Source organism: Paenibacillus sp. EPM92 (assembly GCF_016586185.1).
GTDB classification, from domain to species: domain Bacteria; phylum Bacillota; class Bacilli; order Paenibacillales; family NBRC-103111; genus Paenibacillus_G; species Paenibacillus_G validus.
This window is the reverse complement of record NZ_BCPS01000009.1, coordinates 102,105-125,688: the sequence shown is the minus strand read 5'-3', so window position 1 is coordinate 125,688 and position 23,584 is coordinate 102,105. Positions and strand designations below refer to the sequence as shown.

Annotated in this window: 23 protein-coding genes; 20 read left to right on the top strand and 3 right to left on the bottom strand. The window is 50.0% G+C overall.

Annotated features, from left to right (window positions below; translation table 11 throughout):
* Positions 1–27: 27 nt before the first annotated feature.
* Positions 28–198 (bottom strand): hypothetical protein, encoded by a 171-nt coding sequence (locus JMF85_RS01825; RefSeq protein WP_201317639.1) that lies wholly within the window; start codon positions 196–198, stop codon positions 28–30.
* 71 nt (positions 199–269) lie between these two features.
* Positions 270–653 carry a hypothetical protein gene (locus JMF85_RS01820; protein WP_054795735.1) on the bottom strand — a complete coding sequence of 128 codons (384 nt, stop codon included), beginning with the start codon at positions 651–653 and terminating at the stop codon, positions 270–272.
* Between the two features lie 377 nt (positions 654–1,030).
* Between JMF85_RS01820 and JMF85_RS01815 the strand changes: the two genes are divergently transcribed.
* The 7 genes from JMF85_RS01815 (at position 1,031) to JMF85_RS01785 (ending at position 9,482) form a co-directional block, all read left to right on the top strand.
* Positions 1,031–3,946 (top strand): hypothetical protein, encoded by a 2,916-nt coding sequence (locus JMF85_RS01815; RefSeq protein WP_201317638.1) that lies wholly within the window; start codon positions 1,031–1,033, stop codon positions 3,944–3,946.
* Positions 3,947–4,283: 337 nt separating this feature from the next.
* Positions 4,284–5,396 (top strand): ABC transporter substrate-binding protein, encoded by a 1,113-nt coding sequence (locus JMF85_RS01810; RefSeq protein WP_201317637.1) that lies wholly within the window; start codon positions 4,284–4,286, stop codon positions 5,394–5,396.
* Positions 5,397–5,476: 80 nt separating this feature from the next.
* Complete coding sequence (locus JMF85_RS01805) at positions 5,477–6,544, top strand: ABC transporter substrate-binding protein (RefSeq protein ID WP_155614993.1); 1,068 nt, start codon at positions 5,477–5,479, stop codon at positions 6,542–6,544.
* A gap of 77 nt (positions 6,545–6,621) precedes the next feature.
* Positions 6,622–7,437 carry an ABC transporter permease gene (locus JMF85_RS01800; RefSeq protein ID WP_141334104.1) on the top strand — a complete coding sequence of 272 codons (816 nt, stop codon included), beginning with the start codon at positions 6,622–6,624 and terminating at the stop codon, positions 7,435–7,437.
* 30 nt (positions 7,438–7,467) lie between these two features.
* Entirely contained in the window at positions 7,468–7,857 is a 390-nt protein-coding gene (locus JMF85_RS01795) for a VOC family protein (protein ID WP_054795741.1), read from the top strand.
* Between the two features lie 24 nt (positions 7,858–7,881).
* On the top strand, positions 7,882–8,661 hold the full coding sequence (locus JMF85_RS01790; protein WP_127606688.1) for an ABC transporter ATP-binding protein: 780 nt from the start codon (positions 7,882–7,884) through the stop codon (positions 8,659–8,661).
* The gene (locus tag JMF85_RS01785; protein WP_054795742.1) at positions 8,661–9,482 is read left to right on the top strand and encodes an ABC transporter permease; all 822 of its coding nucleotides are present in this window, start codon (positions 8,661–8,663) and stop codon (positions 9,480–9,482) included. Before JMF85_RS01790 ends, JMF85_RS01785 begins: the two co-directional genes overlap by 1 nt.
* A 112-nt stretch (positions 9,483–9,594) precedes the next feature.
* On the opposite strand, the gene JMF85_RS01780 is transcribed toward JMF85_RS01785, so the two are convergent.
* Positions 9,595–10,494: a LysR family transcriptional regulator gene (locus tag JMF85_RS01780; protein ID WP_141334105.1), complete on the bottom strand. Its 900-nt coding sequence runs from the start codon at positions 10,492–10,494 to the stop codon at positions 9,595–9,597.
* A gap of 326 nt (positions 10,495–10,820) precedes the next feature.
* On the opposite strand from JMF85_RS01780, the gene JMF85_RS01775 reads away from it, so the two are divergent.
* The 13 genes from JMF85_RS01775 to JMF85_RS01715 all read left to right on the top strand — a co-directional run bounded on the left by JMF85_RS01775 (position 10,821) and on the right by JMF85_RS01715 (position 23,326).
* Complete coding sequence (locus tag JMF85_RS01775; protein WP_127606694.1) at positions 10,821–12,152, top strand: FAD-dependent oxidoreductase; 1,332 nt, start codon at positions 10,821–10,823, stop codon at positions 12,150–12,152.
* Positions 12,153–12,214: 62 nt separating this feature from the next.
* On the top strand, positions 12,215–13,495 hold the full coding sequence (locus JMF85_RS01770) for an aconitase X (protein ID WP_201317636.1): 1,281 nt from the start codon (positions 12,215–12,217) through the stop codon (positions 13,493–13,495).
* A complete protein-coding gene (locus tag JMF85_RS01765; protein ID WP_155614995.1) occupies positions 13,492–13,983 on the top strand; it encodes an aconitase X swivel domain-containing protein in 492 nt (163 codons plus the stop codon). Before JMF85_RS01770 ends, JMF85_RS01765 begins: the two co-directional genes overlap by 4 nt.
* Before the next feature lie 29 nt (positions 13,984–14,012).
* Positions 14,013–15,116, top strand: a complete 1,104-nt coding sequence (locus JMF85_RS01760) for an amidohydrolase family protein (RefSeq protein WP_201317635.1) — start codon at positions 14,013–14,015, stop codon at positions 15,114–15,116.
* Positions 15,113–15,466 carry a Rieske (2Fe-2S) protein gene (locus JMF85_RS01755; RefSeq protein WP_054795746.1) on the top strand — a complete coding sequence of 118 codons (354 nt, stop codon included), beginning with the start codon at positions 15,113–15,115 and terminating at the stop codon, positions 15,464–15,466. The genes JMF85_RS01760 and JMF85_RS01755 overlap by 4 nt, the downstream gene beginning before the upstream one ends.
* A 338-nt stretch (positions 15,467–15,804) precedes the next feature.
* Positions 15,805–16,149 carry a cupin domain-containing protein gene (locus tag JMF85_RS01750; protein WP_054795747.1) on the top strand — a complete coding sequence of 115 codons (345 nt, stop codon included), beginning with the start codon at positions 15,805–15,807 and terminating at the stop codon, positions 16,147–16,149.
* 317 nt (positions 16,150–16,466) lie between these two features.
* Complete coding sequence (locus tag JMF85_RS01745) at positions 16,467–17,135, top strand: GntR family transcriptional regulator (RefSeq protein ID WP_054795748.1); 669 nt, start codon at positions 16,467–16,469, stop codon at positions 17,133–17,135.
* Positions 17,135–17,818 (top strand): DUF2848 family protein, encoded by a 684-nt coding sequence (locus JMF85_RS01740; protein WP_054799116.1) that lies wholly within the window; start codon positions 17,135–17,137, stop codon positions 17,816–17,818. Before JMF85_RS01745 ends, JMF85_RS01740 begins: the two co-directional genes overlap by 1 nt.
* A gap of 3 nt (positions 17,819–17,821) precedes the next feature.
* A complete protein-coding gene (locus tag JMF85_RS01735; protein ID WP_127606704.1) occupies positions 17,822–18,604 on the top strand; it encodes a carbon-nitrogen family hydrolase in 783 nt (260 codons plus the stop codon).
* Positions 18,605–18,639: 35 nt separating this feature from the next.
* Entirely contained in the window at positions 18,640–19,683 is a 1,044-nt protein-coding gene (locus JMF85_RS01730) for a TRAP transporter substrate-binding protein (protein ID WP_236595703.1), read from the top strand.
* An 84-nt stretch (positions 19,684–19,767) separates the two neighbouring features.
* The gene (locus JMF85_RS01725) at positions 19,768–20,238 is read left to right on the top strand and encodes a TRAP transporter small permease (RefSeq protein ID WP_127606708.1); all 471 of its coding nucleotides are present in this window, start codon (positions 19,768–19,770) and stop codon (positions 20,236–20,238) included.
* Positions 20,235–21,509, top strand: coding sequence for a TRAP transporter large permease (locus tag JMF85_RS01720; protein WP_155614998.1), 1,275 nt, complete (start codon positions 20,235–20,237; stop codon positions 21,507–21,509). Before JMF85_RS01725 ends, JMF85_RS01720 begins: the two co-directional genes overlap by 4 nt.
* Before the next feature lie 86 nt (positions 21,510–21,595).
* Positions 21,596–23,326 (top strand): methyl-accepting chemotaxis protein, encoded by a 1,731-nt coding sequence (locus JMF85_RS01715; RefSeq protein WP_201317633.1) that lies wholly within the window; start codon positions 21,596–21,598, stop codon positions 23,324–23,326.
* Positions 23,327–23,584 lie beyond the last annotated feature (258 nt).

Sequence of the window (23,584 nt, the reverse complement as noted above, 5' to 3'; positions counted from 1 at the left end):
TTCTTTCTTAGTCTGAGTGGGGATGGATTAGGATGCTTCGGGTGTGGCCAATGTTACGGTAAAGCCAAGGTTCTCGAGCTTTCGAACGGTCTGTCTGACGATGGCGTCTTGGTGTCGCTTCTCGAAGTAATCCGCCCCTAAGTCTTTGTAGTCTTCCTGCCGGGTCAGCAAATGGTAAGCGATCGTCATGATTTTCATTATTCTGTGGTGCCCCGAGAGGGGCATGGGTGGCTAACGGGCACTTTTGGGTGCCCGTTTTCTTATGTCATTTAATAACGGTAGGGCGGATACGGCATCGGGATCACCGGCATCGTTTCCGGTCCAGGGGTGACGGGCGTAGGGGGTCCGTCCGTCTGCATTTGTCCGGGCTGAGCGGGTCCTACTCCGTCACTGGGACATCTGAACAAGAAGGCCAAGGCGCAGCGGGGGCTCGCGTTCCTGATTCTCTCCGCGATCTGCTGCCCGGCAGGACCCGTAATCGTGACCCGGTTATGTTCAATAATGACTTCCCGCCGCGAAATAGGAATCTGGCTATTCCAGAGTCCGGCTCCATAAGGAGCAGATCCATCCGGTTGGGGATAGACGGGCATGAACGACCTGTTCGCATAATAAGGGTTTCCGTAGAAGACGGGATACCAAGGGTTATTGTACATATTTTCAACGTCCTTCCATAGGGATAATCCCCATAAAGTATGCCCGGGTGGGCTATTTGGTTCACCTGACATCTGACATCTCACATCTCCCATCTCCCATCGGATGAATCATCCCCCGCCAATCATAACGCATATTTAGCATGGCCCCTCCATACTATTTACAAAATATTCGACCCTTCAAGGAGCTGATTGTATTGCCCTCCATCGATCTGGACAAACAAATCTTTCGGAAAGCATTCAGTGGAGCCCGGCCTTGGGGTGATATACAGGGGCATCAAGCTGTTTCTTCGGCATTGAACACAAGGAGAGGCTTCGATTTAAATGCGAACGCTTTTGCGTATTTCAGCCTGATGAAAAAATGGGGAAGCGTGCGCTTTTTGTCCCATATAAGCGCGGAAGCGACGGTGCAAGCTCAAGCGCAGACTCCCCTGAATATGTTCAGGGAGGCGGGACTCGCGATCCGGCTTCAAGCGATAGCGCGGCTGGCTGCCGGTGTCGGGCTCAGCCTGGATATGACCGTTGGAGACCTGCTGAAGCTGCTGAAGCAGCGTCCGGAAGTGCAGGGGCTCTTCGGAAACTTGCTGGATATTTTTCTGGAGGAAGTTTCCCTCGAAGGAGCCTTGTACGCCCAGGCGGCGATAGCTGTCATGGCGTATGCCAATCTGGTTGTAACCGGATCCTTGTTTCGCAGTGACGAGGTAAAAGAACCCGGGTTTCAGATGGTTTTCGAAATGGGGATGGGTTTCAAAGCCGGCGGAGGATATCGGGTGGTCCTCGATTTGAAGATGACAGAAGCCCGTCGTATGGTGGCCCGGATATCGGACGTCCTCGTTTCCGGACTGGTTCGCTCGGCGGAGCAATCGGCAGGGGCAATCCGGGATCTTGCTTCGCTAGAAGCGGTGTTAAAAATCGCCGTTCGCCTTGCCTATGAAATCGGTAAAGCTTTGTCCGACGCCAATACGGTGACTGCAGATGAATGGAGGCAGCGCTCTGTTCAAGTGATGGTCCAGGAGGCGCAAAGATGGATTCTGTCGCAAGTCAGTTCTTTTGCGGTAGAGCGATTCCGGGTCCTGCTTCAGGAAGCTAATATCCAGACGGAGCAAAGCCGCCAATTCCTTAACCTTCTGAGCGGGAAGGCTGCTGAACCCGTGCTCGCGCAAGAGGATTGGGATGAAATATTACAAGCAAGCGAAAACCTGATTTCTTCCTTTCCGGAAGAAGACAAGAGGCAGCAATGGCTGCAAACCTTGTCTATGGCATGGTCCGCAGTCACCTTGAATCATGATGCAGCTGCGCACATTTCCGCAGATACTGCGCTGTACACGTTTACAGGAAATCTCGCCGCACAGCCTCCGGCATCCGTCAGAAGCTGGATCAATCTCCAACTGAACCAAGGTTCGGAACAGGCCTTGCGGAAAGAAGACTTGATCACGTTTCTTATGGGCAATCCGCTTGCTTTACTGCTGCAGGAGTCCGGAGAAACGACGGCGTTTCTTCGCGTGTTCGGCGCTGCCTTCACCGGTACGCCGCAAACCATTGCCGCCTCTCTATTTTCTTTCCAGGGAAGCACCCCCGTGTCGGCGCAGGAACTACTGCAAGCGATACTTCCCGAGTTCCAGTCATTCGCCGGGAATTTGCTATCCGGGCAGCTCGTTCCTGCAGTGAGGCGGGCTCTGGGAGGAAATCCGGAGATTGCCGCTCTATTAGACCATGCACTGCTCCCCGCCCTGCAATTGATGAATGAAGCGGTGCTCCCCGAGGTGCTGCGGGGGTTCCAAGGCGGAACCGGCAAGCAGGAAGTGCAGGAAGCCCTATCCTCGATTCTATTGACCATGATCGGCCGGAATATGGTGATCTTGATCGAAACCGTTCTTACCGCGGTACAGCAAAATGTGGCAAGTCTCCTCAATCGTGCAGCGGGTCAAATCTCGGACATCATGGATGTTTTGAAAGGCGTGGGCGGAGGCCCCGAGGTCGAGCTGTTGGATACGCTGCTGGAAGAAAGCTTGAAGATCGTCGGGGCCAACCTCGGCCCTTTCCCACAGGATTCCCAAGCCCGCATATTCGGGCTGCTAAAAAGAGTTGTAACGCCTCTCGAAGGCTATCAGCCGCTCTCCTTTATGAATGAATTGCGGCGGCCTGAATGGGTTCCGCAGCAGGACGCACTTGAACAAATAGGGCAGGAACTGGCGGCACTGCTGTTCGGGCGGATGAACAAAATTTCGATGGATTTGCTGCAAATGATCTTTAAGGTTGTTCTTGACAAAGTCCTTGCAGAGCTGGAAGCCCTCATTAAGGAATTCCAGAAGGAGATTAACAAAATTGGAAAATATCTGGAAAATCTCATTCGAACCATCGTTCTGGATCAATTAACCAATCTGTTCCTTGTGGAGGCCAGAAGAGCTTTAGGTTTCCTGTCCTTGGTGCCGCAGATTCGGGATGCCGTCGAACGTGAACTAACGAATGCAGTCAAAGCGGGCGTCGAACGAGTGATTTTGCCGGCCGTTCTGGGTCCATTGCGGACGATTGATTTTGACCCGGGCCCGATCTTGGATGCGTTTCGAAACAACGGGGATTTTGATGCTTTTAAGCGCACGATTACGAGCCAGCTTCGCGAACATGTGACACGGCAGATTCAATCGGCGAATCTTGGTTTTGACCTGACAGTCCCCGTATCGATAGAAATTCCCAGTCCCATTCCCGGACTCCCGCCGTTTAAGCTCAAGGAGAATGTCCGGCTTGGACGTATCGGACCCCCCTCCGCCAAAATTGTTGATGAGGTGATGCGGGCATTCGAGAACCAGTTTAACTTTGGTCAACTGTTCGAGGTTCTCGTCCGTTATGTGGTGCCTGTCTTCAACAAGGAAAAAGAAATCGATAGTCTCAAGAGCGAAATGAACGCCTTAACCGATCAATTCAGGATGAACCCGAGGCAGCTGTACCCGGCGGCGCCCGGATCTAACGCCCCCTTGATTTTCTTCCATCTGGTCCGTAACGGTGGTTCACATCGGGTACTGGAAGCTGTGCTCCATTATCCGGGTCTTGTTCCAAACTCCGATGGATGGCCGGCCCTCCTTGCCGTTTACTTGAACGATAAGGTGCTGCCTATGGCCACTTTCTTCTTCGAGGAAAACCGGACATTCGACGCCTCAGGCCTGCCATCTGGTCTGACGCTCCGGCGGCACCTGGGGATGGAAGAGTTAAAGCCGGGTAAAAATACGCTGTCAACGATAGCTCTTGACGGATATGGAAACCGGTATGAGATGTCCCGTTCCTTCTTGTTGAAGGTGTAGGGATTCCCATACAACCTGACATTTCTTTTGCCGGAAATTCGGGTTGGCAAGAACATGGACAGGCTGTTACAAAAGTGTGGATGGTGCCATTTCTCCTTTAAGCTATCGCTATTTACGATACCTTGTATATTCAAAACAAATTGTAATGCCTCCCTATATTTGTTACTTTTCAGATAAACGGTTTGCTAACTTCGCAACGTATTGAAACCGTTACCATTCAAGGGGGGGTATCACCGAATAACTATAGATCATTGAGATGCAGGACGCGCATTTGTTCATGGTTTGCCTAGGAACAGGAAAAAATATTACTTTAAAGCGCGGAAGGGGTTAATAAACAATGAAAAAACATGCACTATCAGCGATGCTCTTTATATTATTTCTCAGTACTGCACTCGTTGCCTGTAGTAAAAATGAGCCCGTACAAGCAGATACCAAGGGACAGGCGGCGGGAACGTCTAATCCACCGGCTGAATTGAAACCGATTACATTATCTGTAGGTTTGCTGAAGCTGGCCGGCGGTGTGCCCTTATACCTTGCTTCGGAAAAAGGTTTTTTTAAAGAAGAAGGCATTACCGTTGACTACAAATGGTTCGATTCATCCAATGCGGTCAACGTGGCCGTCGCGTCCAACAATGTGGATGTAGGAGCGGCCGGTTTTACCGCAGACTTGTATAATATGGTAGCGGCCGGTCAAAAGGTGTCGATCGTGGCCGATAAAGGTAAAGAAGAAAAGGGTTATCAACTGTCAGCCTTACTCGTGCATAAAGATTCTCCAATCAAGACGATCGAGGATTTAAAGGGTAAAAAAATCGGGTTAACGACGATCGGTTCGTCCAACCATTATATGTCGGTTCGTATTTTAGAGAAGCACGGCATGACCGTGAAGGATGCTGAACTGGTTCCGATGAATACGACCCGAGGCCAGATGGAGGCCCTTAAAGGAAAAAATGTGGATGCGATTATTCTGAATACATCCAACATTACGGTTGCGCTGAAAGAAGGGTATGCCAGAGTGCTGGCCAATGTGGCGGATGAAATGACCTACCAATCGACGGGGACGTTCATTTCACCGAAGTTCGCGGAAAATAAGGATGCGGCAGTACGCTTTTTACGGGCATATGTGAAAGGAATGCGGTATTATCACGACGCAGTTCTGATGAGAAAGGACGGCCAATTGGTAAAGGGACAAAATTATGACGAGGTCGTAAAGATCGTGGCCAAATATACGGAGCAGCCGGAAGATATTATTAGAGAGTCTTTCCCTTATATGGATCGGGACGGCAAGCTTATGGTTGACGATATCCAAACACAGATCGACTGGTATACGAAGGAAAAATTGATGCCCAAGCCGCTGCAGGTCAAGGATATCGTGAATACTGAACTGCTGGATGAAGCATTGAAAACGTTAAAAACTAACGTTATCGCTTTAATCATGGAGCGTGTATCTTAAACAAATTGCAATAACCTCATAGTTTTGGTAGCTTTAAGATGATAGCGGTTACAAACAACATGATTTGGAGGCCGACACGCATGCAGAAAAAATCGATATTCGCACTAGCTGTACTCTTGTTCCTCGCCACGGCGCTCTTTGGCTGTGGGAAGAAGGAAGCGGATCAGGGTAACGCTTCGCCCGCTTCCAATTCACCGGCTGAAAAGAAACAGGCTACCGTTTTATTGGGCTTGCTGAAGCTGACCGGCGGGGCCCCGTTGTATATCGCTATGGAGAAAGGTTTTTTTAAGGAAGAAAATCTTGATGTCCAGCACAAATGGTTCGATTCGTCCAATGCTGTTAACGTAGCATTAGCATCGAACAGCATCGACGTAGCTGCAAACGGGTTGACCGCAGACTTGTACAACATGGTAGCGGCAGGCCAAAAGATGTCCATCGTGGCCGACAAGGGGAAAGAGGAGAAAGGCTATCAGCTATCGGCCGTAGTCATACACAAGGACTCTCCCATTACGAAAATTGAGGATTTAAAGGGTAAAAAGGTAGGCGTTACTTCGATAGGTTCGGCAGGCCATTATATGATCGGAAATATTCTGGAGAAGCACGGGATGTCGTTAAAGGACATTGAACTGATCTCGATGAACTCGACCAGAGCTCAAATGGAGTCATTGAAGGGTAAAAATGTGGACGCGGTCATGCTTCTGTCATCGAACATTGCGATTACCTTGAAGGAAGGGTACGGCAAAGTTCTGGCTAACGTGGCGGACGAGATGAGCTACCAATCGACGGCGATTCTGACCTCGCCGAAATTTACAGCCGATAAGGATGTAGCCGAACGGTTTATGAGGGCCTACATCAAAGGGACACGCTATTATCATGACGCCGTACTGACTAAAAAGGACGGTCAATTGGTCAAAGGCCAAAACTATGACGAAGTCGTAAAAATCGTAGCCAAATATACGGAGCAGCCGGAGGAAATTATCAGGGAATCTTTCCCTTATATGGATCGGGATGCCAAGCTGACGGCGGATGACATCAAGACGCAAATCGACTGGTATCTGAAAGAAAAATTGATTACCAAGCCGCTGGACAGCAAGGAAATCGTGGATACCGAATTGTACAATGCAGCGTTAAAGACACTGGAGAAATAAGCCTGCGATAAACGAAACAATTAAGATCCGGCCGCTGACCGGATGACGGTCAGCGGCGCTAAAGGAGGCTGAATAGGATGGAACAAGTATCGAAACAAGCAGCTTCAGCGCCACGTCAAACCATCCGTAATCGGGTAGCCTTTCTGGACAAAAAAACACCGGTATATGCTTCCGTGCTGGGGATACTTGGCATATTGATCGTCTGGGAGCTCATAAGCCGTATGGAATTGGTACCGGCCTTATACCTGCCGGCGCCAACCGCTATTGTTGCAATGGGCTGGGGCATGTTAACGACAGGGGAAATCCATCAAAATTTGTTGGCGAGCTTGTACCGGATCGGCGCAGGTTATGCAATCGGCGCGTCCGTCGGCATTATCATCGGACTCCTTCTCGGCTTCTTCCGATGGCTGGATGCCGTTCTGACACCGGTCGTATTCTCGATCTTCCCGATTCCGAAGATTGCGCTGCTGCCGTTGTTTATTATGTGGCTCGGCATTGGCGAAACGCCGAAAGTAACGCTTATTGCGATCGGTGTATTTTTTCCGGCCGTAATCAATACGTATGCCGGCGTGAAAAACGTCGATCCGATTCTGATAAAAGCCGCAGTCACCTTTGGCGCCAAGCCCTTCAATGTGATTCGCAAGGTGATCCTGCCGGCTTCGCTGCCCATGATTTTCGCCGGTTTGAAAATGTCCGCATCCATTTCACTGCTGCTGCTGGTTACCTCGGAAATGATCGCCGCCAATAGCGGGGTCGGCTCTATGATTCTGCGCTACGGCAACCTCATGATGACCATGAATTTGATGGTTGGCGTCATGCTTTTGTCCGTACTGGGACTGTCGTTTAACCGGTTGCTCGAGTGGCTGGAGCGTAAGCTGCTGCCGTGGAAGTAATTCCGGCATCATAGATTGGAGGGACGTCCTGTGAAAATTGATCGTATGGACCATATTGTATTGACGGTGCGTGACGTAACCGCCACTTGTGAATTTTATCAGCACGTATTAGGCATGGAAGTGGGAATATTTGCGGGAGGAACGAGGAAATATCTGCAATGCGGCAAAAATCGGATCAATTTATTCGAGCAAGGCAGTGAAGTTGAGCCCAAAGCGGCTGTGACGGTACCAGGTGCCGGAGATCTGTGCTTTATTGCGGAAACGCCTCTGCCTGAAGTGATCAAGCATTTGGAAAGCTGCGGCGTTCCGATCGAGCTGGGCCCAATATCCCGTCCGGGAGCAATGGGACTCATGGAATCGGTGTATCTCCGCGATCCGGACAACAATCTAATCGAACTATCTAATTATGTGGAGCTATAAGCTTGAAAGGGTGGTGGAGTAATCATGAAGATCATCGTTGAAAACGTAGAAAAGCGCTTCATCGACTCGCGCAAGCAAGAAGTGACGGCCCTGAAAAACATCAATTTTACGATAGCAGAGCAGGAATTTGTCGTATTGGTCGGGCCAAGCGGCTGCGGCAAATCAACCTTACTAAATATTGTCGGTGGGCTGATGAGCCCGAGCTCGGGCGAAGTTTATTTTGGGGGCGTAAAGGGGAACAAGGAGCCCCTCCTGTCCATCGTATTCCAGGAAATTGCGCTGTTCCCTTGGCGAACCGTCTACGAAAACGTAGTGTTCGGGCTGGAGGAGCGGGGGGCCAGCAAAGAGGAGCAGCGGGAAAAGGGACGCCGGTATATCGAGATGGTCGGGCTGAGCGGGTTCGAATCCGCGTATCCGAAGCAGCTGTCGGGCGGGATGAGGCAGCGGGCCGGGATCGCAAGGGCACTGGCCGTCGAACCGGATCTGCTGCTGATGGATGAGCCGTTCTCGGCGCTTGATGCACAGACACGTACCATTATGCAGGAAGAGCTGCTGTCGATTTGGAACCGTACCAAGCTGAGTACGCTTTATGTTACACACAACATCCAGGAAGCGGTATATTTGGCTGACCGGGTTATTGTGATGTCACGGCGGCCGGGAGAGATTAAGAGTATTATTCCGATCGATCTGCCGAAAACCGGGCGTAATGAAGAAAAATACCGTGTCGAATTTGACCGTTATGCGGATCAGATTTGGCAGCTTATTCGGCATGACGCTCAAGAAGCCTTGAAGGAGGCCGAGTGATGGAGCAAGCGGTTTCCAGACCAGTCGTTCCGCCGTCTACGAAGCAAGCTATCCGTAACCGCGTAGCCTTTATGGAGAAAAAGACACCGGGATATGTTTCGGTGCTGGGGATACTTGGAATTCTTGTTGTATGGGAAGTGCTCAGCCGTCTGGGGGTCGTGTCATCGTCGTATTTACCGGGGCCGATATCTATTGTTACAGCTGGCTGGGGCATGCTGCTTTCGGGGGAAATTCACCAGAATGTGCTGGCAAGCTTGTACCGGATAGCTTCAGGCTATGCTATAGGCGTATGCATCGGCATTGTCGTAGGACTTCTTCTCGGATTCTTCCGGTGGATAGACGCCATATTGACACCGATCATTTATTCGCTTTATCCCATCCCGAAGATCGCGTTGTTGCCGCTGTTTATTCTATGGCTCGGCATCGGCGAAACGCCGAAAATTACAATCATTGCCGTTGGCGTATTTTTCCCTGTCGTCATCAACACCTACTCCGGAGTAAGAAACGTCGATCCGATTTTAATCAAAGCGGCGGTGACCTTCGGGTCGAAGCCTCTTAATGTGATTCGTAAGGTGATCCTGCCGGCTTCCCTGCCGATGATTTTTGCCGGGTTAAAATTGTCGGCAGGCTATACCATGCTGCTGCTTATTTCAGCGGAGATGATTGCCGCCGACAAGGGCGTCGGTGCGATGATTCTGCATTACGGCAATATGATGATGACTACACACTTGATGGTCGGCATCGTCATTCTTTCCGTGTGGGGACTTTTGTTTAACCGTACACTGGGCTGGGCGGAGCGTAAGCTGCTGCCGTGGAAATAGGTCCATGCAGGCGCACCCCTTAGAATAGAGATTGGAAAAATCCGAAGGTAATCCAATCCATATTCTAAGGGGTGCATTTGATTTGACGGCTATGAATCCGCCGGCTGTTCATCTATTTCGGGGCTTTAGAGAGCGCATCAAGGGTGAATTTCCGGAAAAGATTCGTAGCAAGCGGCGGTTTGGAGAAAGGGTATTTCGGAATAGCGAGACCGCTATGCCGTTCAAGCACTTGCTTAATGGGCACAATCGAAGTTTTGGAGTTGACGAAGCGCTGGGCAACCCGGCTCCCCAGTAAGGTTACACCAAGGCCTTCCTCCAGAAAACCCCGCATGGTTTCCACATGGCTGCAATCCAAAATGATTTTGGGTTGAAACCCGGCTTCGCTGCACACATGCAGCAAAGCATTGCGAAGCCAAGGACTGGTTTTCACCATTAAGAAATTTTCTTGAGACAGATCGCGAAGGTCGACGCTTTCTTCTTTGGCCAATGGATGGGAAGCCGATACGACCATGACGACCCGATCGCTCATCAAGGGCTTGAAATCAATGTCATAATCGCCCGTAAAGGGTGAATTGATGAACGCAGCCTGAATTTTTTTCTCGCGCAATTCCTTCAGCAAATCATCCGTACTGGCAGAGTGAACCTCTACATGAATACCTGGATAGCATCGGATGAAGTCGATAATGATCTTGCTCAGCCCCAAATATTCAGCATGGGGAAATGCCCCGATTTTGAAATTCCCCTTATCAAAATTCGTATACTTCTGCACCGTTTCAAGGGATTGTTTAATCTCCGCAACGATGGTTCGTGCATGAACGAGAAACTCTTCTCCAGCGGGAGTCAGACGAACTGAACGCGGATGGCGCACGAACAATTTCACGCCCAATTCCTCTTCCAGTTTCTTGATCTGCTGTGACAAGGTGGACTGCGATATCGAGATTTCCAATGAGGCGGCAGAAAAGTTTTTGTATTTCTCCACGGCCAGAAAGTATTCCAACTGATGAATTTCCATTGTATCTCCCTCGTAAGCAGCGTTAGAATTGTGAATCGTTACGTATGATTATTTGTGACTTGTTACGGATGTACAGGAGACGCTAGAGGCTATTTACTACAAGTATACAATATCTAAAATGCGGTACCAATACTATTTTCGTTATGGGCAGCCGGAGAAATTAAGGCGCTTGCTGAAGCTATCGTTTTTTACAATACATTGTATACGCAAAACAAATTGTATTACCGAATATTTTTTGTTAATTTTTGTGTATATCAAAGTTGTATGCGTTTACAAAAATGTTGGCATGAAGTTAACCCTAACAACTAATCAGGAGGAGTGTTTACATGATTGAAGGAGCAAAAGCAAGCACAGCTACACGCGTGGTCCGGAAAAACAATGCGAATCCTGTACAAGAAATAGCAGCGGACATCTGTGTCGTCGGCGCAGGAATCTCCGGTATTTCGGCCGCGCTGGAGGCAGCGCGCCTTGGGCGCAAGGTTGTTTTGGTCGACGGGCTTCCAGCCCTGGGCGGTCAGGCCGTCAATTCGATCATCGGCATATTCTGCGGACTGTTCTCCAATGGAAAAAACGGATACCAGCTCACGCACGGGATTGCCGACGAAATCATCCGGGATCTTGGCGCCGCCGGAAAATTGCATTATCGCTGGGGAGAATGGAACTCCGTCATGTATGACGAAATCGCTTTATCAAGGTGGATTGAAGAGGCCGTGCGAGCGGCCGGCATCACGGTCATTCTCGGTGCTGTTCTGAGGGAGGTTACACGTGAAGAACGGCGCATTACTTCGATTGATCTTTCCACGCGTTACGGCGACATCCATCTCACTGCAACCGGCTTTGTCGATGCGACGGGTGACGCAGCGCTAACCTGGCAAGCAGGGCTGCCTTGCCAAGAACCGGCCGAGGTTTCGGTGTACGGTACCCAGATGGTCGTGCTTGAAGGTGTGGATGAGAGCCATTACCCAACCAGAGAAGAAGTGTATGCACATCAAAAAGAAAAGGGCGAGTTGTACGGGCTTGGACGTAAAGACGGCTTTGCATTCTCCTTCCCGGGACGTGGTACAGCCCTTGTCAACATGACGCATACGGAAACACCTCTTGAACCGGTGGCGGCCTCGGCCAGCGCACTGCAGGGCAAGGCCCAGGCTGATAAGTACATTCATTTCTTGAAAACGGAATTCCCTCTGGCGTTCGGCCAGGCACGCGTCCGCGGTTACGGCCTGCCGGGTATCCGTCAAACGCGTTGGATTGTCGGCAGCAAGCAGCTGACAGTTGACGAGGTGCGAGCGGGTACGCGCTTTCCCGATGCCGTAGCGCGCACCTCTTGGCCGATTGAGCTTCATAGCCATTTAGAGGGTTATGTATGGGAAACTTTCGACGAAGACCATGTTCATTATGTGCCTCTCAGGAGCATGACGCCCCCCGATGTCGATAACCTGGTTGCTGCCGGACGCTGTATTGACGCAGATACAGCCGCCCTTTCAAGCGTACGCGTAATGGGGCCGTGCATTGCAATGGGAGCGGCCGCAGCTCACGCGCTGGATCTTGCAGGTGAGGGAAGCGTGCATGAAATCGACATCAATGCGCTGCATGAGCGAGTGAGGGATAACCTGGAGCGCAACGATAAACGCAGTTCAACCGAGTCACTTGTTCCATAAGGAAGAAGCGGCGTACATGGATTTAGGCATGCTCAAACTGTAGGAAATAGTGGAGGTTCACCATGAAATTGAGCGATGAAGAGAAATATATGCTCGATGGCCGGGATGGTCGTGCCGTACAAAAGGCAATGGATTTACTTGTACGTTACGGTGAGGCATTAGGAGCGGAAAAACTGGTGGAAACCAGCAATGTAAGCACGACGGTAGTCGCCTCGAGCGGCTTAATGCGAGAGTATGCAGCTAAATATGGATTCGACGCCTTATTCTCCGAATTCAATCTGGATAGTCAGGAGGCTGTCGAAATTCCCATGGTGAAAACCCACTCCTGTCAGCTGATTACCGGCTTTGATGCCGCCCACTGGGAGCAGCTCGGGGGTACGCCTGAAAGAGTACAATCCATCAAGGAGCACGAGGCATATAACGCGGGGATCGGCATCCAGCTCATGAGCACCTGCGCTCCTTATCAGGTCGGGAACATACCGGTGAAAGGAGAGCACTGCGCGTGGATGGAATCTTCCGCCGTGATCTATATCAACTCGGTGCTCGGGGCCCGCACGAATTGTGAAGGAAGGGAAAGCACGGGCGCTGCCATGCTGACCGGCCGGATTCCATACTGGGGATACCATATCGACGAGAATCGTTTAGCTACAGACTTGGTCGAAGTCGAATGGGAAGTCGAGAGCATGACCGATTGGGGGCTGCTCGGGTACTATGTCGGAGAGGTCGTGGGTGATCGGGTACCGGTCCTTAGCGGCGTCCGACATGTTCCAAATTCATATCGCATCAAGCATTTCGGAGCCTCTGCAGCGTCATCGGGCGGAGTTGAAATGTATCATATCCCTAAAATAACGGCTGAGGCGCAATCCATCGAAGATGCTTTAGGAAAGAGAAAGCCGCAGTACACCTTCAAATTTGGAAAGGCGGAGCGGCAAAAGGCGTATGATCGCTTGAACGTTTCGGCCAAAGACACGAATGTAGACTTTATTATGCTCGGTTGCCCGCACGCGTCTATCGAGCAGATTTGGGAAATCTGCAAGCTGCTGAAAGGCAAACGCGTAAACAGCGGTACGCAGCTGTGGATTTTTACGCCGAGGGCTATCCGGGAATTGGCGGACCGGAACGGTTATACCCAAATCATTACCGAAGCCGGAGGTTTCTTGATGAGCGATACATGCCCTGCACTTGGGCAAGTGTTACCGCCCGGAACGAAAGTGGTGGCAACCGATTCGGCGAAGCAAGCCCACTACCTGCCGGCGATCATGGGGATACAATGCTGGTTTGGATCACTGAAGGATTGCATCGATGCGGCTGTAACCGGCAACTGGAGTGGAGGGCTGAGATGACAAAGATCGTATTGCATGGAAGAAAAGTAGTTGGCGGCTGCGCGGAAGGCGAGGCTCTGGTGACCCGGGATACGATTTCCGGCTGGGGCGGCATCAACCCGATGACCGGTACGATTATTGAATTGCAGCATGAGCTGCAAGGCCAGAGCTTTAAGGATAAAGTTCTTGTATTCCCCGGTGCCAAGGGATCCTCCGGCTGGTCCGCCTATTTTCACATGGCGCGAATGGTGGGTGCGGCCCCTAAAGCCATGATTTTTAATATCATGACGACGAAGGCGGCCTTAGGTACCGTAGTTTCACATGCGCCTACAGTGACCGATCTGGATCAGGACCCGCTGGATATGATTGAAACGGGGGATTGGGTCAAGGTGGACGCCGATAACGGCATCGTCGAAATCACTAAAAAAAAGGACATCCAACGGGACGAAACCACAACGGACTCGCGGCTTGGAGCGGCCGAACAACGCAGTGAAGCCGCCAGCGTATGAACAATAACGAAGAAGGAGCAGTGAAACAAATGGGTGCAGCCCCTCGATTGATTGATACAGACTTTCACAATGATCTTTCCAGTCCCCAAGATCTCCTTCCCTTTTTACCAAAAGCATTTCATCAACAATGGTTAGAGAGCGGGATCGGCGTCGGCGGAAAACCATGGAGCTCCGTCGGGTATATCCGGAAGGACGCCATCTCCGATATAGGCAGCAAACCCGGCAGCGATCCCGTATTCGCATTGAAACACCACATGGATAAGTATGGAATCGATTATGCGATTTTGACAGGGAACGCTTCCATGATCGGCATTTCTTTAAACTACGATCCTGATTACGCCAATGCCGTAGCGTCGGCTCACAACGATTGGCAGAATGAAGTTTGGCTGAAAGCCGACCCTCGTTATAAAGGCTCGATTCTGGTTAGCCATACCGACCCGGCCGCAGCAGTCAAAGAAATCGAGCGGCTGGCCGGCCATCCCGATATCGTTCAAGTGATGATGTGCAGCGTGTCGCGAACACTGCTCGGACAGCGGTTCTTTCATCCGATCTACGAAGCGGCTGAACGGCATGGATTGCCGGTAGCCATTCATCCGGGCAACGAAGGAATCGGTCCTTCGTATCCTCCGACGCCATCCGGATACCCGACCCGCTATATGGAATGGCAGAATATTATTCCGATCAACTATATGTCGCAAGTGAACAGCTTGGTATGCGAAGGCGTCTTCGAGAAGTTCCCCAAGTTGAAATTTGTCGCCATCGAGGGGGGAATCTCCTGGCTTCCCCATTTGATGTGGCGTATGGATAAAAATTACAAGGCGCTGCGGGATACGGTGCCCTGGTTGAAAGAGCTGCCGTCCGAATACATCCGCAAGCATGTAGTACTTACGACACAGCCGATTGAGGAGCCTGCCGATCCCGAGCACCTTGTTCAAATTATTAAAATGAGCGGCGCCGAGGATATGATCATGTATTCTTCCGACTATCCGCACTGGGACTACGATAACCCGAAAATGGTGCTCTCCTTGTTTCCTCGCGAGCTAAGAGAAAAAATTGGTGCCAAAAATGCCATTCAGCTGTACGGTCTGGATCAAACAGTCGATGCAGCCGGCACGGAGGGAGAAGCGGGATGAATAAATTCGCAGTAGCCAAAGTCGCAGAGCTCCGTGAAAAAGGGAGACTGATCGTAGAGGTTAAAGGGATGGAGCTGGGGATTTTCCTGGTGGATGGCCAGTATTATGCGTGGCGCAACGTTTGCCCGCATGCGGCAGCACCTATTTGTGTCGGCCGGGTATCCGGGACGCGTCTGCCTTCGATGGTATATGAATACGAGCACGGCCGTGATCAAGAGATTTTGCGATGTCCTTGGCACGGCTGGGAATTCGATCTCAAAACAGGCCATCACCTGGTGGATGCGTCGGTCAAACTGAGAGGGTTTCCCGTCGAAGCGGATGATGAAGATGTTTACGTATTGATGAAATAAGTATCCACCTGATGCCATAAGTTACCACGCAGGGGATATCAGGCATTTCGGCCGCTCTTTCTAGTCAAAGGGGCGGCCGATCGCCTATGGATAGCAGTCTACCGGTAAAGGGACGATCATGTAAACAATGGTAACATGGCTGCCTGGCATGGTGGAAACAGGTATCCAATCGCTCCTTGTAAGCGGTTATAGAAGGTATTGACATGACTAAAAATGGAAGATATACTGATTTCAGCATTTACTGTTAGAGGATTCTGGAAATTTTGAATGTTTAGTTATTTCCGAACTGGTATACCACATACCAGCATCATGATCAGCGGCGGGAGGATAACCAGACGATGGCCAAACCAGAACGGGAATTTATCGACTATCATGAATTCGAAGAACTTCCAGTCGGCGGAATCGAAGGAATAACGGAAAGAATCATCGCTAGAGATCCGGATAACGGAATGGTTACACGAATTCTTAGCTATGTTCCGGGAACGGATACGTCTCCGAACGGTGTGCAGGCCCATGATTATTGGGAGGAAATTTACATCATCGAAGGATCCATGATTGATTTGACGCTCAATCAGGAATTTACGCAAGGCATGGTGGCCTGCCGCCCGCCGGGAATGAAGCACGGTCCATGGATAACTCCGAACGGTTGTAAACTGTTTGAAGTACGTTATTACGCGAAATGAGGTCAAAATGCAGATTCATAATTAATTTTTTTGTAAAGTAATATAACATAAAACTCTGATTTATATGGTCATAACGGAATGAAATCGGTTTCTATCATATTTTTCTAAAATAAATGATAACTATATTGACATGAAATGTGCCATCCGTTATATTTGTATCAATCCAACTCGGAACGAAGCAGAGCATTATTCATTCGAACGAATGAAAGATGCCACAGCGTAATACGGTTCTTATTTTCGGCCAGGTTGGTATACCACATACCAGATGTGGCATTTCAAATACTTACAAGTTGCAATCTGAAGGTGGGATCATAACCTTGGAATTTACGAAAATTCAACAACCCCAATCCTTTAGGGATCATGCTTATGATGAAATCAAGAATGCAATTATCAATCATGTGATTGCTCAAGGGGATGTCCTTTACGAACGGGACCTCTCCGAGAAATTGGGGATTAGCCGTACCCCTCTTCGGGCGGCTCTCCAGCTGCTGGAGATGGAAGGGTGGTTGAAGTCTGTTCCGCGAAAGGGAGTTTTCGTCAGCCATATTGTGGAGAAGGACGTCGAAGAAGTGCTGCAGCTTCGGGGGGCCAATGAAGCCCTTGTTGTAGAGCTGCTGATCCCCAAGATCACGGACGCTCACATCGAGCGGCTGGAAGAAATATTTGTCCAGCAGGAAAGACACACAGGGAATAACCAATCCTTTATTTTGATGGACAAAGATTTTCATATGCATATGGCTGAATTAACGGGCAATGATCGATTAATCCAGCTTATGCACACATTAAGCGATCAAATGCGATGGTTTGGTATCGTGGCGTTGGATACGACAGACCGGGTGGAAAGAACCTTGAAGGAGCATCGGGCGATTATCGAACAATTGAAGAAGCGCGATGTGGAGCTCGCTAAGCAAGCCATGCATGAACATATCATACACACACGGACGGCTGTTCTAGCTTCCCTAAAGTCCAAAAAGGAGACAGATTAATGCGCACTTATCCAATTACCATTCAAGAAAAAGACGGGAGCATGACGAAGAAAGAGACTGTGGTTCAAAAAGTGCTTGTTATGGGCTACATGGGCAGAGATATCGAGAAGGTGCACGAGCATATTCATGAGCTTGCCGAGATCGGAGTGGCTCCGCCACCGACCATTCCAGCTTTATATCCGCAAGACATCAGCGTACTGACAAACGAGCAGACGATTACCGTTCCCGGCAAGGAAACATCCGGCGAAGTGGAATATGTGGTTTACCATGACGGCGACGACTGGCTGCTGACCATCGGCAGCGATCATACGGATCGTCTTCTCGAGAAAGAAGATATCGCTAAATCTAAAGCGGCCTGTCCTAAGCCTTTCATCACCACATTCTGGAGAATTAAAGATGTGGAGGATCATTGGGATCAACTGGTGCTTCGTTCCTGGATCACGGATGAAGGGGGAAGACGGCTGTATCAGGAGCACGACCTTACTGCACTGCTTCCATTCTCGAAATTGTTAGAGAAATTAGAGGAGTTCGGGTATACGGACATTTCCCATACCGTCTTTTTCTCCGGAACGGTACCGACCTTGGAAGGGTTCGTATACGGAAGCAAATTTGAATATGAAATATCCGATCCCGTGCTGGGCCGGAGCTTGAGGGGCGAATATTCGGTTATTACAGGAGGTTAAACGATGAAGGTCGCATTGGTTCAGATGGACGTACAAATCGGGGAGCCGGAAGTGAATTACCGGAAAGTCGAGCGCTTCCTGGATGAAGCGATGGCTCAATCGCCGGATGTCATTATTTTTCCGGAAATGTGGAACACAGGCTATGCGTTGGAACAAGGCGACGCCCTTGCGGATGCCGACGGTCAAAGGACAAGAGCCCTCTTCTCCTCCTACGCTAAAGCTCATAACGTCATGATTGTGGGCGGAAGCGTTCTTTATAAAGATTCAGGCAGCGGGGACATCACCAATACGATGCTTGTTTTCGACCGGAACGGCGATGAAGTATTGCGGTATGACAAGGTGCACTTGTTCCGTCTGATGGACGAGGATCAATATCTGAAGGCCGGCAATAGCTTCGGGCTGTTTGATTATGAGGGTACGGGTATCGGGACGATGATTTGCTACGATCTGCGGTTTCCTCTCTTGTTCCGCAAGCTGGTTTCCTTAGGTGCCAAAGTGATCATCAATACGGCCCAATGGCCGACAGCACGGGTAGACCATTGGAGAACGCTCGTCATTTCCAGGGCGATCGAGAACCAATCTTACATGATTGCCGTTAACCGCTGCGGGACAAGCCGTGAGACTGCATTCCCGGGGAATTCTCTTGTTATCGATCCGTGGGGTGAGGTTTTGCTCGAAGGCGACGGCACGGAGCAGGTCTATGTGATTGACATCGATCTGGCCAAAGTGGATGAAATCCGCAAACGAATTCCTGTTTTCGATGATCAGAGATTTGATCTTTATTAATCATAAAAAACATGCCAATCAGGAGGATGAGAAAAATGAAAAAACAAGCAGGTTTGATAGTTCTGAGCGCTACATTGATGGCTGGTTTGCTGGCGGGCTGCGGCTCCAATTCTGGTTCGAGCACCGATAAAAAGGATGCATCAGCGGGGAATCAAACGGCGAATTCGCCTAAAGTGACATTTAAGCTCGCTCATACCGGCTCGGACACGCACCAGTACAATATTGCGGCTGAAGCGTTTAAAAAGTCGCTGGAAGAAAAGAGCAAGGGCGCCATGGAGGTTAAAATCTACTCTAACGCTAAGCTTGGCTCCGAAAAGGACGCCGTTGAAGGCGTGCAGAACGGCACGATCGATATGACGACGTTAGCTGCTGACAGCTCCCTGGCCAATGTCGTGCCGGAAATGAACGTTTTCGGGATCCCGTTCCTCTTCAAGGGCAAAGAGCATGTGTACGGCGTGCTGGATGGTGAAATCGGGAAATCCTTACTGAAGAAGGTCGATGAAAAAGGTATGGTCGGCCTCGGATACTGGGAAGTCGGTTTCCGTAATATGACAACTAAAAATAAAGCGGTTGTGAAGCCGGAGGATATGAAAGGCTTGAAAATTCGCGTTCAGCCGGCTCCGGTATGGAACGAGTTTATGAAGTCTTTAGAGGCTAACCCGACGCCTGTTAACTTTAACGAGCTGTACAGTGCGCTTGAGCAAGGGGTTGTCGACGGCCAAGAGAATCCGATCGCCACGATTATGTCCATGAAGTTCTACGAGGTTCAAAAGCAATTGGCGCTGACGAACCATACCTATACTCCGGCAGCTGTTATTGCGAGCAAAAAGTTTATGAATTCCTTGAACGACGAACAGAAACAATGGGTCCAGGAAGCGGTTCAAGCAGCGACTGCCTCTGCACGTAAAACGCTTGCCGATGCTGAAACCAAATCCCTGGAAGAGCTGAAAACGAAAGGCGTCAACATTACGAAGCCGGATGCCGAAGCGTTTACAGCTGTAACGAAGGATGTATCCAAGGCTGTAGCTGACAAAGTACCGCAAGATTTGATCGAAAAAATTAAAGCTGCTGCGAAGTAAGCGAATCTGATAACGTTTGTTAAAAAAGAAAAAGAAGGATACTTTGGTATCCTTCTTTTTAAGAAGAGAGGGGGACATCCCGTTATGAAATGGCTTCGTCATTGGCTCGAGATCATCGCCGGCAGCTGTCTGGCCGTTGTTGTCGTTGTTACCTTTCTGCAAGTGCTGTTCCGGTTTGTACTCAAAATTCCAACGCCTTGGACAGAGGAAGTCACACGCTTTGCGTTTGCTTATATGGCCTTTATCGGCGCCGTGCTCGGCACGAAATATCACAGTCATTTGAATGTTGACGTAATTAATCAGCTTCCGCCGAAAATCCGCACTGCGGTGACCGCTGTCGGATATATGGTTACGATTGCTTTCGTCGCGTTCTTCACCTATTACGGCTGGGTTCACACGATGAACTCCAAATTGCAAACGACACCGACGCTTCAAGTGTCGTTGATGTACATGTATATCATCATGCCAATCTCCGGCGTGCTGATGCTGTATTACTTGGTTAAGGCGTTTGCCCAAGAAGTTCGCGGGAAACGGCAAGGGGGCGAAGTAGCATGATTTGGCTTCTAGGCTTATTGTTCGTACTTTTTTTCCTTCGGGTGCCCATTGCGTTCGCACTTGGTATTACCTCTCTGGTCGGGTTATGGCTGACCGATACGGATTTGGTTATTATTGCCCAAAAAACGTTCTCCGGCATCGATTCTTTCACGCTGGTCGCTATTCCCTTGTTTGTTTTGGCGGGTGAAATTATGACGGTGGGGGGCATCTCCAAGCGCCTCATCGATTTTGCGTCGCTGCTTGTCGGCCATTGGCCGGCGGGTCTGGCCATGGTCGCCGTACTGGCTTGTACGTTCTTCTCCGCCATTTCCGGTTCGGCGATAGCGGATGCAGCTGCCATCGGGGGTATTTTGATTCCGGCCATGGTATCGCAGGGGTATGACCGCCGATTCTCGGCGACTCTCGTCGCTTCGGCCTCCACCATCGGTCCCGTTATTCCTCCGTCGATCCCGTTCATTTTGTTCGGCGTTATGGCCAGCGTATCGATCGGCGATTTGTTCCTGGCAGGTGTCGCACCGGGGATTCTGATGGCTGCCGTACTCATGATCTACGTGTACTATTACGGTAAGAAAAACAACATTCGCGGACGGGATAAGATGGCTTCCCGCAAGGAGATTGTTGCCGGCTTCAAGGATGCGTTCCTGGCGCTGCTACTCCCGGTTATTATTATAGGCGGCTTCCGTTCCGGGATGTTTACCGCGACGGAGTCCGGTGTCATCGCCGTCATCTATGCGCTGATTATCGGGTCCTTTGTTTATAAGGAGCTGAACTTCAAAAAGCTGCGGAAGGTACTGCTTGATTCCGCGCTCAGCTCGGCAACGATCTTGTTCGTCATCGCCAATGCGACGCTGTTCACTTGGTTGCTTACATTCCACGACATTCCGGATCAACTCGGAGCGCTGGTAAGCAGCATCTCGGATCAGCAGTGGGTAATCCTGCTTTTGATCAACATTGTACTTCTGATTGCGGGAACGTTCATCGATACGATCTCGGCGTTGACCATCTTTACTCCGCTGTTCCTGCCTATCGCTCTGGCAGCCGGCATTGACCCGATTCACTTGGGCGTCATCATCGTGGTTAACCTGACGATCGGCATGATTACACCGCCGCTTGGCGTTTGCTTATTCGTGACTTCTTCGATTGCGAAAGTCAATTTGGCGCAAATGGTTCGACCTTTGTTGCCGCAATTTTTAGTTTTACTTGTTGTGCTTATCATCATAACGTACTTCCCTCAGGTATCCTTGTTCCTGCCTCACTTGTTCGGCGGGTAGTAGATTCCAGGCGGGTTTCCCATTCGGGAGCCCGCCTATGAGTGTTCCAACTTTTATCAGTTTTCTATATAGGAGGCAAACTTCAAATGAAATGGTTTCATAATCTTAAAATTCCTGTGAAATTTGTTGTTTGTTTTATTGCTTTTTTAATCATTCTCATAGTGGCTAATATCGGTTCCTTGAGAAATACACAGACGATTCACAGCAATTTGGTTGATATTTATGAAAATAATTTGAGCATGGTTGAGCAGCTGAATGAGCTCTCCGGCTCGATTCATCGGATCAACACCGCCGTAGGCAGTTATTTGCTGGTGACGGATGCGGATTCAAGAAAGAAGCAATTGGAGAAAGTCGATTTGGAAACGAAAAGTGTGACTGAAAAACTGGGCGCTTTGGATAACGGATCTTTAACGCAGGGTGAGAAGGACGAGCTGCAGCTGTTAAGCTCATTGTGGGAATCGTTCCAGCCGACCGTTAACAATGTGTTTCAACTCGTGAACCAAAATCAGATGGAGCAGGCCAAATCGATGTTTGATAAGCAGCTCTTGGCCAAGGAAGAAGGGATTGAAGAAATCTTCCAGGAGCTGCTCAAGACGAATCAACAGCAAGCGGAGTCCAAATATCTATCTTCGATTGATAAACATCAGGAAGTGAAGCGGAGTACCCTCATTTTGATGGTCGTATCGCTTATTATTTTCAGTGTGATGGGACTTGTGTTGACGTATTCGATCGTCCAGCCTATCCGCCAGCTTTTGAAGGCATTTAAGCGTGTGGAGGAAGGGGATCTATCCCAACCTGTCGAGATCCAGCGTAGGGATGAACTTGGATTGCTGGCTAACGGGTTTGAGATTATGAGGGAAAGCGTCGCCTCTATTGTGTCCCAAACGAAGCAAACGGTCGGCACGCTCTCTCATGTATCCGATGGCATCCGGGAGTACGCATTGACGACAGCCCAATCTTCCCAGGAGATTTACGGAGGCCTGGAACGGGCGGCTGATCACTCCAGGGAGCAAAAAGAGAAGGTTCATGAGGATGTCGTTGTGATTAAAGAAATGTCCGCCGGGTTGAAGCAGATGGCAGCGAGCATCGATGAAGTCAGCAACCTGTCCTCGGATATGGAGATGCTGTCCAATCAAGGACAAACCTCCGTTAAGGGTACCTTGGAGAAAATGCAGCTCATCGAGCAAAAATCACGGGAAACCGAAAGCAAGATCGAGCAATTGGCCGACCGCTCCAAAGAAATTGACACCGTTATCGCCACAATCAAAAATATAGCGGAAGAAACGAACCTGCTGGCGCTCAATGCTTCGATCGAAGCAGCACGGGCCGGGGAAGCGGGCAGCGGCTTTGCTGTAGTTGCTCATGAGGTGCGTAAGCTGGCCGAGCATAGCCGAAGTGCCGCAGACCACGTGCGAAGCGTTGTTACCTACATCCAGGAGGATACTGGAAGCCTCCTTCAATCCAGCCAAGCCTGGATCCTCGAAATGAATGAGGGGCAGCAGAAGGTGGGCGAAGTCTCAGAGGCGTTCCGGCAAATGAACGGTTGGATCGAAAGAATCAACGGCATGATCCAGGACATCTCGGCAGGCATAGAGGAAATGGCTGCAGGCAGCGAGCAGATGGACATTTCCATGAAACGAATCGAGGACTATTCGGCCGGTGTGAATGAAGTGACCCGGGAATATTCGGAGAAGTCCGGTCAACAGGCACTCATGATGGATAAGGTTAACAGCTCCGTTGAGGAGTTGGCGAAGCTCTCCCATCGCCTGCAAACCATCGTGAACCGGTTTGTTACGGATTCCGTAGCGGAGGCTTGAAGCCTTCCCCGTCGTTATCCGAAATAACCTCAGCAAATTACCGTTTTGTCCCAAGCTTACATAACTTATTCACGCGCCGAGCGGGAATCGGGGGTTGCCCCCTGTTCTCCTCGGCTCTTTCATTACGGGAACGGTATCCGGTCGCCTTATAGAGCTTATATATTATAGGCGTTTACCATATAGATCATAAACCATTTATGCGGTTAACAAGTATCATTAAGGTTGATAATTGAATGATGAAAGCGAAGGGAAAACCAA